Here is an 11,587-nt window from a genome sequence, read left to right on the forward strand (position 1 = left end):
CGGGACCACGTTGCAGGGTGTTCACCAAGCGAATAAGGCAATATTGTCGCCGACAGCTTCACTGATGGACCGCATGGCCTCCCTGTCCCCTAAGCAAATCACAGCCACCCTGCGCGGCACCAGCCTGCGGCAAATCCGTCTGGGCAGCGGCGTGGTGCTGTTCGCCTATCTGGTCAGCCATTTCGTCAACCACGCGCTCGGCAATATCTCGATGGAGGCCCTGGCCAGCGGCGTCTACTGGCACACGCTGTTCTGGCATTCCCTGCCGGTCACGCTGGTGTTCTATGCGGCCTGCCTCGTTCACACCGGGCTCGGCATCTGGGCGCTGTACGAGCGCCGGCAATTCCGCTGGAAGGCAATCGAACCGCTGCAGCTTGTGCTGGGCCTGAGCATTCCCGCGATGATCATCACCCACGTGATCGGCGTGCGGCTCGGCTATTCGCTGTACGGCCTCGAAATACTCTACCCGCAGGTGTTCTTTGCCTACTGGATCTCATGGCCGCCGCTCAAAATGTGGATGCTGTTTGCTGTACTAGTGATTTCCTGGACGCACGGCTGCATCGGTCTGTATTTGTGGCTGCGCATGAAGGCGTTCTACAAGACCGCCGCGCCCTATCTGCTGGCCATCGCGGTGCTGATTCCGACGCTTGCCATGCTCGGCCTCTATCAGGGCGGGCGCATCGTCGTCGATAGCGACAGTGTCGAATGGCGGGCGGAGAACCTCAAACCATCCCAGACGGGGACACCGGCCGAAAAAGCCGTGCTGAACGAAATCACGGACTATCTTCTGATCGGCTATTGGGGCCTGCTCGTTATTGCCCTGCTGGCAAAAGGCGCGCGTGCCATCCACGAGCGCCGCGGCGGCATGATCAACCTGTCCTATGGCAACGGCCGAACGATCCGGGTGCCCAAGGGCCTCAGCGTGCTTGAGGCCAGCCTGCGCCACAACGTGCCCCATGCCAGCGTGTGCGGCGGCCGGGCGCGCTGCTCGACCTGCCGTATCCGCATCATCGGCGATCACCACGACCTGCCCGAACCCTCGCAGCGCGAAGCCTTCGTGCTCGGCCGCGTTGGCACCTCGGATCCGTCGATCCGCCTCGCCTGTCAGTTGCGGCCGGCGAACGATCTCTCCTTTTTCCAGCTCTTCCTGCCGCACACGGAGTCGGCCGACGCGCCGTCGTCCAGTCCGACGCGGATCGGCCAGGAGCGTTATCTCGTCAGCATGTTCGTGGACATGCGCGGCTCGACCAAACTTGCGGAAAAACGCCTGCCCTTCGACACCGTCTTCATCGTCAATCGATTCCTCGGCGCGGTATCGCAGGCGGTGATCGAAAGCGGCGGCCGGCCGAACCAGTTCGTCGGCGACGGCATGCTGGCGCTGTTCGGGCTTGCCACGAACAGGCAGGAGGCCTGCCGGCAGGCGCTGCGGGCCGCCGCCATGATCGCCGCCAATGTCGACGAGGTGAACAGATTTCTGGAACATGATCTGCGCGAACCGATCCGTTTCGGTATCGGCATCAATGGCGGCGAGGTGATCGTCGGCGACATCGGCTACCGCGACCATATGGTGTTCACCGCGCTCGGCGATCCCGTCAATGTCGCCGCACGCCTGCAGGACATGACCAAGAGCCTTGTCTGCGAGGTGGTGATTTCGGACGAGGTTCGCGCCGCGGCAGGCCTGTCCGCCGACGCGCTGCCGCAACATGAAGTCGAGATCCGCGGACGCAACGAGCCGATGATCGTGCGCAGCGTTTCAGATGCGAAGCAATTGTCGGTGCTGATCGACGAGAACGCCGCCGCGGCGTGATGCGGTGTAAGCGGAAGTCGTAGGGTGGGCAAAGGCGCATTTGCGCCGTGCCCACCATTCTCTCGTGCGAATGCCGTGACGATGGTGGGCACGCGGAGCCTGTCATCGGGCGCGCATTCGCGCGACCCGTTGGCTTTGCCCACCCTACGATTCCATTCGCGATCCTCACCTTCCCTGAACAAGCATTCAGAAAATTCTGGCCGATCGAGACGCAGTTTTCTCGAACCCGCGTTTTGGCGGGTACGACTGATGGACGATGGGTCAGACTGAAAACTGAAACCCAGGCCGAAACTGAAAGATCAACCCGCGCCAGGACAAGATGTCGAACGCGCATCATTGAAGGAGAAAGACCATGCGTAAAGTTGCTCTCGCTCTCGCTGCCGCCACTTCCCTCGGTGTTATGGCGCTGGCTCCCACCACCGCTTCGGCGTGGCATCACCACCACCATCACCACGGCCATCACCACCACGGTCACTGGGGCCACGGCCACGGCTTCCGCATCGGCATCATCGGTAGCGGGTATGACGGCTGCTACGTGACCCGCCGGGTGTTCACCCCGTACGGCGTTGTCCTCCGCACCGTCAACGTCTGCTACTGATCCAACCACAAATTCGGTTCAGAAACCCCGGTCGCCAGCGCGGCCGGGGTTTTCTGTTGTGGGTGGCGTTCAGGACCATGGGGCCGGCGGTCTCCCAGCTACCACTGCTATCGTCATTGCGGGCCAACGGGTCGCGCGAATGCGCGCCCGATGACAGGCTCCGCGAAGCAATCCATCTCGCAGCGTGCGAGACGATAGATGGATTGCTTCGTCGCTTCGCTCCTCGCAATGACGAAGGCGCGCGACGCTCCATTAACCACGTCAAATCCGGCGCAGCCGGCGCGCCTAGCCCATCGCGGCTTTCCGTTGTGTGATCTGTTTCACATCTGAACAGCCATTCAGGTAGTTGTCCGCAATGTAATGCGGCTTTCTCGAACCGGCTTTCTCGCACGCACGACTGATGGGGCGATGGGTAAGACTGAAACCTGAACGATCAACCCGCGCCAAGACAAGATGTCGATCGCGCTTCACTTCTGGAGAAAGACCATGCTTCGTAAAGTTACGCTCGCTATCGCTGCCGCCGCCACCCTCGGCACCATCGCAATGGCTCCGACCGCCGCTTCGGCGAAGCCGGTGCACTGGCCCGCCTTCCCGCATCACCACCACCATGGCCATCACCATCACCACCACGGCTTCGGCTTCAACGTCGGCTACGTCGGTGGCGGTTACGACGGCTGCTACGTGAGCCGCCGCGTGTACACCCCGTACGGCGTTGTGTTCCGCACCGTCAACGTCTGCTACTAATCGAACCACAATTTCGGTTCAGAAACCCCGGTCGCCCAGCGCGACCGGGGTTTTCTGTTGTTGCAATGTCAATGTGAGAGTGAGGTGCTACCGATGGCGCCGCTCCGGAATCGTGGATTATCTCACCGCGAAAGACTGAAACGAGCGGCGGACGAAGGCGCGGATGCCCCCGCTCGCCGCGTCTATTTTGTGGTGAACCCCTCCCCCGCACGCCAGGCGAGGGAGGATTTCCGGTCGATCCTCCCATCGACGAGGTTGGCGGCGGCCACGATTTCGCCGCGTCAAATGAGCGCGAAACGGGCAAAACGGCGGAAATACGGTGCGATATGGCGGATTTTTGCGGAATCCGTGGTGCCGTTTGCGCTACCCAGTCCGCCACAACCCGCGTATCCTGAAGTCTCGGGCATGCCCGGTATGTGCGGGGACCGGCGGCTCGGATATTTTTTTGATTCCGCGGAGACGACGTGAATGGCTAAAGGTACGGTGAAGTGGTTCAACCCGACCAAGGGTTATGGATTTATCCAGCCCAGCAACGGCGGCAAGGACGTATTCGTTCACATTTCGGCAGTTGAGAAAGCTGGGCTTTCGACGCTTAACGAAGGGCAGACCGTTGAATACGAAGAGATTGCCAATCGCGGCAAGACTTCGGCCGAGAACCTCAAGGTTTAGCGCTACCGCGCGATCGGCAACGGCGCGCTCTCGGAACTAATCCGGGAGCCGGGCTTGAAAAAAACTCTCAAAAAACTGTGAGCGTTCGGCGGAGCGAGCACCGTAGTTGCTCGTACTCTTTTTGGGCCGACCGGCCGCTCAATCTTCCTTCACCCATTTCTCGACCGGCATGACGTCCGGAGGCTGCAGATAGCCTCGCGGCCAGAGGTCGACGACCCATTCGGCCCTGGTTGCGCGGTCGACCAGCACCGCGGTGTTGTGCGGCGTCTGCAGCACCAGCGTATTGCCGCGATAGCGGGGATCACCGATCGCATGATGTTTCAATAGCCCCCAATCCCGCAGCACCAGTAACAGGCTGGTGGTATTGCGAGTGGTGTCCCAGCAATCGTAATTGTGCTTGTCGTCGAAGTAGCGGAAATCCGCTTTCGCCACGCGCTTGTTGGTGCCGAGGATCGGTCCCATACGGCGGTCGAACCACACCACGGCCTTCTGCACCGCCGCGCGTTCGGCCACGGCCGATGCACGGCCCGCGGCCATGATCTGCGTCAGCGCGGTGCGGTCTTGCGGCGTGAACTCCAGTATCTGGCGGCGCCGGCAGACGAAGCCGTAACAGACCGTCATCGAATTCGCCGACGGCGGATAGATCGACACCGACGTATAGAGGTCGGCGACCGCCGAACTCATTTCGGCCGCTTCGGAAGGCGCGCCTGATAACATCACCCCGACAACGCCGAGCACGCCCGCAAGCCGGGCAAACGTCTGGCGTAACGCTCGATCAGCGTCTCTCATGGTCCCTGCTATCCAAGCCACGGCGGTGCCCGAGAATTAGCGCGTGCCTTTCACGCTGCCAAGTTGCAAAGACCGCCACCTGTGGAACAGGCCTCGGCTATTTTTGGCGTGGTGCGTTTTGGTCACGGTCGTCTTGTCTGCGCTACCCGACCGGCAACGGCGCGTCGCGTTTGACCTCTTCCATGACGGCGTAGGTTCGCGTTTCGCGCACCCCCGGCAGCGCCAGCAGGGTCTCGCCGAGAAAGCGCCGATAGGCCGTCATGTCGGCGAGGCGGGCCTTCACCAGATAATCGAAGCCGCCCGCCACCATGTGGCATTCCAGCACTTCGGGGGCCGATTGCACCGCTTCAGCGAAGCGCTCGAAGACATCGGGCGTGGTCTTGTCGAGCATCACCTCGACGAATACCAGCAATCCCAACCCCAGCCGATGCGGATTGAGCCGGGCACCATAACCCTCGACAAAGCCATCGCGCTGCAGCCGCTTTAGGCGCTCGCCGATCGAGGTCGGCGACAGCCCGATCCGCTCGGCCAGTTCGACATTCGCAATGCGGCCATCCCCTTGAAGAATAGAGAGGATTTTGCGGTCGATCTTGTCGATTTCCATCGTTTATCCGGCTATCTCGACCATTCTCCAGATTTCCTAAGGCAAAATGGAGAATTTGTCTATCGAACTACGGTTGGAGCAGCGGTAAATTGGGTTAGACCCGAGGGAATCGCCATGCCGGACCGCCCACCGCCTCTCCCGCCCCTCAACGCGGCCTACGCGCCCGATGATTCTGACATCGCCGCCCGCCTGCTTGCCACCGCCAAACTGAGCGGCGAGCAGGAGGCGCGGATCGACCGCACAGCAACGCGACTGATCGCAGCCATTCGTGCCAATGACGATCCGCTCGGCGGCGTCGAGGACATGCTGCGCGAGTTCGCATTGTCGACCAAGGAAGGCCTCGCGCTGATGGTGCTCGCCGAAGCGCTGTTGCGCGTCCCGGACGCCCGCACCGCCGACCAGTTCATCGAGGACAAGCTCGGCCAGGGCGACTTCGTGCATCACGAGACCAAGTCCAGCGCCTTCCTCGTCAACGCCTCGGCATGGGCGCTCGGCATATCGGCGCGGGTGATCCAGCCCGGCGAGACGCCGCAGGGCACCATCGGCCGGCTGACCAAGCGGCTCGGCGCACCCGCCGTGCGCGCCGCGACACGCCAGGCGATGCGGCTGATGGGCAGCCATTTCGTGCTCGGCGAGACCATCGAGGCCGCACTGGCGCGGGCCGAAGCGCATGCATCCCGCCACCGGCGCTATTCCTTCGACATGCTCGGTGAAGGCGCGCGCACCGCCGCGGACGCCGCGCGCTATTTTGATTCCTATGCGCGTGCGATCGATGCGATCGGCCGCGCCGCCAACAACCGTCCCTTGCCCGACCGGCCCGGCATTTCCGTCAAGCTCTCGGCGTTGCATCCGCGCTTCGAAGCGGTCAGCCACTCACGCGTGATGAGCGAACTGGTGCCGCGTCTGATCGAGCTGGCACGGCAGGCCAAGACCTTTGACCTGAATTTCACCGTCGATGCCGAGGAAGCCGATCGGGTGGAATTGTCGCTCGATGTGATCGCGGCGGCATTCGCCGATCCATCATTGGCCGGCTGGGACGGATTTGGGCTGGCGATCCAGGCCTATCAGAAGCGCGCCCGCGAGGTGATCGACCATGTCGATGGCCTCGCGAAAAGCCTGAACCGCCGCATAATGGTGCGGCTGGTGAAGGGCGCCTATTGGGACACCGAGATCAAGCGCGCGCAGGAGCGCGGCCTCGACGGTTATCCCGTGTTCACCCGCAAGGCGATGACGGACCTGAACTACGTCGCCTGCGCGCAGCAATTGCTGGGCTTGCGGCCGCAGATCTTTCCGCAATTTGCGACCCACAACGCGCTGACGGTCGCGACCCTTCTCGAACTGGCGAAGGACAAAAGCGGCTTCGAGTTCCAGCGCCTGCACGGCATGGGCGAGGCGCTCTATGCCCAGCTCAGCGAGGATCATCCTGATATCGCCTGCCGGACCTATGCGCCGGTCGGCAGCCACCGCGATCTCCTCGCCTATCTGGTGCGGCGCCTGCTCGAGAACGGCGCCAACTCGTCGTTTGTCGCGCTCGCCGCCGATGAGGCCATTCCGGTATCGACGCTGCTCCGGCGTCCGGCGGATGTTATCGGCAGTGCCGACAAGGCCATGCATCCGAACATCCCATTGCCGCGCGATCTTTTTTCGCCGCAGCGGGCGAACTCGCGCGGGCTGGAATTCGGCGAGCGCGCGGCGTTGGGTCGGCTCATTGCCGGTGTTGCCGCGGAGACCAAGCCGACGGCCGGCACTATCGCCGATGCGACGCCGGCCGCGGTGAATACAGCGATATCGGCCGCGCGTGCCGGATTCAGGAGTTGGAGCCGAACGCCGGCCGGGATACGAGCGGGCGCACTGGAAAAAGCTGCCGACCTACTGGAGCAGCGCGCGGCGCGTTTCATCGCGCTGCTGCAACGCGAGGGTGGCAAGACGCTGGACGACGCGCTGTCGGAGTTGCGCGAGGCCGTCGATTTCTGCCGCTACTATGCCGCACTGGGCCGCGAACAGTTCGGCAACGGCAAGGCGATGCCGGGCCCGACCGGCGAGAGCAATGTGCTCGCCTTGCGCGGCCGCGGCGTCTTCGTCGCGATCTCGCCATGGAATTTTCCGCTCGCGATCTTCATGGGCCAGGTCACGGCGGCGCTGATGGCCGGCAATGCCGTCATCGCAAAACCCGCCGAGCAGACGCCGCTGATTGCGGCCGAAGCGGTGCGGCTGCTGCATGAAGCCGGCGTGTCACCTTCCGCATTGCATCTGGTGCAAGGCGACGGGCGGATCGGTGCGGCGCTGGTCGCGCATCCCGATATATCGGGCGTCGTCTTCACCGGCTCGACCGAGGTGGCACGATCAATCAACCGCACGCTCGCCGCCAAGGACGGCCCGATCGTGCCGCTGATCGCGGAGACCGGCGGCATCAATGCCATGATCGTCGATGCCACCGCGCTGCCCGAACAGGTCGCCGACGACGTCGTTACCTCGGCGTTCCGCTCGGCCGGCCAGCGCTGCTCGGCGCTGCGGCTGCTGTTGCTCCAGGACGACGTCGCCGACCGCATGATCGAGATGATCGCAGGCGCCGCGCGTGAACTCCGGATCGGTGACCCCTCTGATCCCGCAACCCATATCGGCCCGGTGATCGACGCCGAGGCCAAAGCGCGCCTGGACGCTCATATCGCGCGCATGAAGCAGGAAGCGCGGGTGCACTTTGCGGGCACCGCGCCCGAGGGTAATTTCGTCGCGCCGCACATCTTTGAATTGTCCGATGCCGTGCAACTCAAGGAAGAGGTGTTCGGTCCGGTCCTGCACGTAGTGCGCTACCGCGCTGACGGGCTTCGCCACGCGTTGCGATCGATCGAGGGCTCCGGCTACGGACTTACGCTCGGCATCCATTCCCGGATCGACGATACTGTGGACGACATCATCGACGCCGTTCAGGTCGGCAACATCTACGTCAACCGCAACATGATCGGCGCCGTCGTCGGCGTGCAGCCGTTCGGCGGCCATGGCCTCTCCGGCACCGGCCCCAAGGCCGGCGGCCCGCATTATCTGGCGCGGTTTGCCACCGAACAGACGGTGACCGTCAATACCGCCGCCGCCGGCGGTAATGCAGCCCTGCTCTCGGGCGGGGAGTAGTTGCTGTTACCTTCCTCCTCCAGGGGAGGGTATGCAAGAAGTGCCGTTGCATCCGCTGCCCAAGATGGGCCAAATGGCGCTGCAACATTTCCAAGCGGAACAAAACCAACAAACGTCACGGGAGCGGCACGACAATGGAAAAAGGCATTTTTGACGGCCTCAAGGTTCTGGACTGCGCGAGTTTCATCGCAGCCCCCGCGGCCGCCACCGTGCTGTCCGATTTCGGCGCCGACGTGATCAAGATCGAACCGCCGGTTACCGGCGATCCCTATCGCAATTTGCCGAATCTGCCGGGCTACCCGCACAGCGAACACAATTTCGCGTGGATGCTGGAAGCCCGCAACAAGAAGAGCCTGGCGCTCGACCTGACGAAGCCGGAAGCGCAGGCGGTGCTGTACAAACTGGTCGCCGAGGCCGACGTCTTCATCACCAACATGCCGCCGCAGGTGCGCACCAAGCTCGGCATCACCTGGGATCACCTGGCGCATCTCAACGACCGGCTGATCTATGCGTCGTTCACCGGCTATGGCGAAAAGGGCGAGGAAGCCAACAAGCCCGGCTTCGACTCGAACGCCTATTGGGCGCGTTCGGGCCTGATGGACCTGGTGCGCGCGGACGAGCACACCACGCCGGCGCGTTCGATCGCCGGCATGGGCGATCACCCCTGCGCGATGGCGTTTTATGGCGCGATCGTAACCGCGCTGTTCAAGCGCGAAAAGACCGGCAAGGGCTCGCATGTCAGCTCGAACCTGATGGCCAACGGCGTCTGGGCGGCTTCGGTGCTGGCACAGGCCAAACTGGTCGGCGCCAAATTCGGCGAGCGGCGGCCGCGCGAGCGCGCGCTGAACGCGGTGACCAATCACTACCAGTGCAAGGACGGCCGCTGGCTGATCCTGTCGCTGCTGAACGAGGATCGGCAATGGCCGACACTGGCGCGCTGCCTCGGCCGCGAGGACCTGGTGACCGACCCGCGCTTTGAAACCAGGAAGGAGCGCCACGCGCGCTCGCTGGAACTGATCAAGATCTTCGACGAAATCTTTGCCGGCAAAGACCTCGCCGAATGGCGCAAGATCCTCGACGGCAACGGGCTGGTGTTCGGCGTCGTCGGCATCCTGGACGACATTCCGGGCGACAAGCAGATGATCGAGAACGAAGTGCTGGTGCCGTTCGAGAACGACACCATGATGACCATCAGCAGCCCGATCTGGGTCGACGGCAGCAAGAAAGTCCAGCCGCGCAAGCCGCCCGGCCTCGGCGAGCACAGCGACGAGATCTTGCGCAACGCCGGCTATGACGAGGCCGCGATCAAGAAGCTGCGCGCGTCCGGCGCGGTGGCGTGACGGCTTGATCATCGAACCAGACAGAAGGTGAATGACAGCGGAAGCCATCCCGACAGCAGCCGAGGCCGGACGTCTCACCGAGGTACTTCGCGGTTGCGGAGCGCTCGGGCCGGCGCGGGTTGGCGGCGTCGCGGTGGTAAACTCAATTGTCAAACAGCGCTCCCACACACGACGACTTCGCCTGAGCTATGACGGCCCTGCCGGAACCGCTCCGGAGTTCCTGATCCTCAAGATGGGGCATCTCGATAGCGCTGGTCGCCCTGCGTACGCGAATCGGCGCGAGGTTGCGTTCTATCGTGACGTTTCGCCGTCTCTGCCCGCCGGCGTGATACCGCGCTGTTTTGAGGCCAGCGAAAGTACTGACACCACGCCCTGGCACCTGCTGCTCGAAGATCTGACCGATTCGCACTTCTTTGCCACCGAGCACCCGCTACCGCCATCGCAGGCGCAATGCGAGAGCATCATGGTGGCTTGGGCGAAATTCCATGCCGCGTGGTGGGACGATCCTCGCCTCGGCACTTCGATCGGAACCTGGCCCGCCGCGAAGTGGGAGCACTATTTGCCGAGCTTTGCCGACGAACTCGCTGTGTTCATCGGCCAGCATGGTCAAGTCATGCCTCCCGAGCGGCGCGAACTCTATCAGCGGCTGCTCGACCCAGGTCCCCGCCTGCTGGCGCGGCTTCATGCACGCCGCAACGTCACGCTCGTCCATGGCGACGCCCATTGGTGGAACTGCTTCGTGCCGCGCGATGGCCGCGGCGACGTCCGTCTGATCGATTGGGAAGGCTGGAGTGTCGACACCGCGACATCTGACATCGCCTATATGATGGCGATGCTGTGGTACCCGGACATGCGGCGCCGGTTGGAGCGGCCGCTGCTCGACCGCTATCATGCCGCGCTGCTCGCGCAGGGCGTGCGCGGCTACGACCGTCAGGCACTCGATGATGACTACCGCCTGTCGGTGCTGTGGCTGACCATGCGACCCGTCGGCCAGGCGGCGTTCAATATCCCGCCACGGGTATGGTGGCCCAACCTCGAGCGGATTTTTCTGGCGGTTGACGACCTCGGCTGCCGCGATCTGCTCAACTGACGATAACGCAACACGGCGGCCGCGCAACAAGGAGCCCGAATGCCCACCTACCGCCTGCATTATTTTCCGGAGTCCGGAAACAGCTACAAGCTTGCGCTGATGCTGACCCTGTGCGGCCAGACCTTCGAGCCGGTCTGGACCGATTTCGGCGGCGGCATCACGCGCACAGCGGAATGGCGGCGCACGGTCAACGAGATGGGCGAAATCCCGGTGCTGGAAGAGGACGGCGTCCGTCTCACCCAGACCGCGCCGATCCTGCTGAAGCTGGCGCGGCAGTTCGGCCAATTCGGCGGCGAGACTGAACAAGAACAGTTCGAACTCCTGCGCTGGCTGTTCTGGGACAACCACAAGCTCACCGGCTACATGGCTTCATACCGGTTCATGCGGACGTTCATCCCGTTCACCGATCCCGCGGTGCTGAAATATTACCGCAAACGGCTCGACGATTACTTAGGGATTCTGGAAACGCACCTGCAACAGAGTGCGTTCACGATCGGCGCACGGCCGAGCATCGCCGATATCTCCATGATGGCCTATCTGCATTATCCGAGCGACGAGACCGGATATGATTTTGCGGTGAGCCACCCGGCCATCAGCGCCTGGCTTGGCCGTATGGCTGCTCTGCCCGGCTGGAAGTCAGCCTATGATTTGCTGCCCGGCAAGCGGCTGACGCATTACGCGTAGTGCGACGCGTTCGTACTGTCTCCCGTCATCCTGAGAGCTTGTGACCCTATGATTTGCGAGCGCGGTATTTGGCGCGGTAGGGCGCTGGCGATCGGAGGCTGCTTTCAAGGTCGATGGTGTCAGGTCATTGGGCTTG

At 63.1% G+C, this 11,587-nt stretch carries 10 protein-coding genes; 8 read left to right on the forward strand and 2 right to left on the reverse strand.

From position 1 onward, the window contains the following. Positions 1–73 precede the first annotated feature (73 nt). From JQ641_RS35260 to JQ641_RS35275, 4 genes are all read left to right on the forward strand, one after another. Entirely contained in the window at positions 74–1,807 is a 1,734-nt protein-coding gene (locus tag JQ641_RS35260) for an adenylate/guanylate cyclase domain-containing protein (protein WP_212001374.1), read from the forward strand. 352 nt (positions 1,808–2,159) lie between these two features. Further along, complete coding sequence (locus tag JQ641_RS35265; protein ID WP_212001376.1) at positions 2,160–2,405, forward strand: hypothetical protein; 246 nt, start codon at positions 2,160–2,162, stop codon at positions 2,403–2,405. 486 nt (positions 2,406–2,891) lie between these two features. Then, positions 2,892–3,149 (forward strand): hypothetical protein, encoded by a 258-nt coding sequence (locus tag JQ641_RS35270; protein ID WP_212001379.1) that lies wholly within the window; start codon positions 2,892–2,894, stop codon positions 3,147–3,149. A gap of 468 nt (positions 3,150–3,617) precedes the next feature. Next, positions 3,618–3,818 (forward strand): cold-shock protein, encoded by a 201-nt coding sequence (locus tag JQ641_RS35275; RefSeq protein WP_027539571.1) that lies wholly within the window; start codon positions 3,618–3,620, stop codon positions 3,816–3,818. 138 nt (positions 3,819–3,956) lie between these two features. Here JQ641_RS35275 and JQ641_RS35280 read toward each other — a convergent pair whose 3' ends face one another. Both JQ641_RS35280 and JQ641_RS35285 read right to left on the reverse strand, forming a co-directional pair. Beyond that, complete coding sequence (locus JQ641_RS35280) at positions 3,957–4,535, reverse strand: hypothetical protein (RefSeq protein WP_212001405.1); 579 nt, start codon at positions 4,533–4,535, stop codon at positions 3,957–3,959. A gap of 214 nt (positions 4,536–4,749) precedes the next feature. Then, positions 4,750–5,211 carry an Lrp/AsnC ligand binding domain-containing protein gene (locus JQ641_RS35285; protein WP_212001390.1) on the reverse strand — a complete coding sequence of 154 codons (462 nt, stop codon included), beginning with the start codon at positions 5,209–5,211 and terminating at the stop codon, positions 4,750–4,752. Positions 5,212–5,325: 114 nt separating this feature from the next. Between JQ641_RS35285 and putA the strand changes: the two genes are divergently transcribed. The 4 genes from putA to JQ641_RS35305 all read left to right on the forward strand — a co-directional run bounded on the left by putA (position 5,326) and on the right by JQ641_RS35305 (position 11,451). Continuing rightward, positions 5,326–8,337 (forward strand): bifunctional proline dehydrogenase/L-glutamate gamma-semialdehyde dehydrogenase PutA, encoded by a 3,012-nt coding sequence (putA, locus tag JQ641_RS35290; RefSeq protein ID WP_212001391.1) that lies wholly within the window; start codon positions 5,326–5,328, stop codon positions 8,335–8,337. A 134-nt stretch (positions 8,338–8,471) separates the two neighbouring features. Then, the gene (locus JQ641_RS35295) at positions 8,472–9,677 is read left to right on the forward strand and encodes a CaiB/BaiF CoA transferase family protein (protein WP_212001392.1); all 1,206 of its coding nucleotides are present in this window, start codon (positions 8,472–8,474) and stop codon (positions 9,675–9,677) included. 31 nt (positions 9,678–9,708) lie between these two features. Next, complete coding sequence (locus JQ641_RS35300) at positions 9,709–10,767, forward strand: phosphotransferase (RefSeq protein ID WP_212001393.1); 1,059 nt, start codon at positions 9,709–9,711, stop codon at positions 10,765–10,767. 39 nt (positions 10,768–10,806) lie between these two features. Further along, positions 10,807–11,451, forward strand: coding sequence for a glutathione S-transferase family protein (locus tag JQ641_RS35305; protein WP_212001395.1), 645 nt, complete (start codon positions 10,807–10,809; stop codon positions 11,449–11,451). Positions 11,452–11,587 lie beyond the last annotated feature (136 nt).

Origin of the sequence: Bradyrhizobium sp. JYMT SZCCT0180, from assembly GCF_018130165.1 — a bacterium.
Classification (GTDB): domain Bacteria; phylum Pseudomonadota; class Alphaproteobacteria; order Rhizobiales; family Xanthobacteraceae; genus Bradyrhizobium.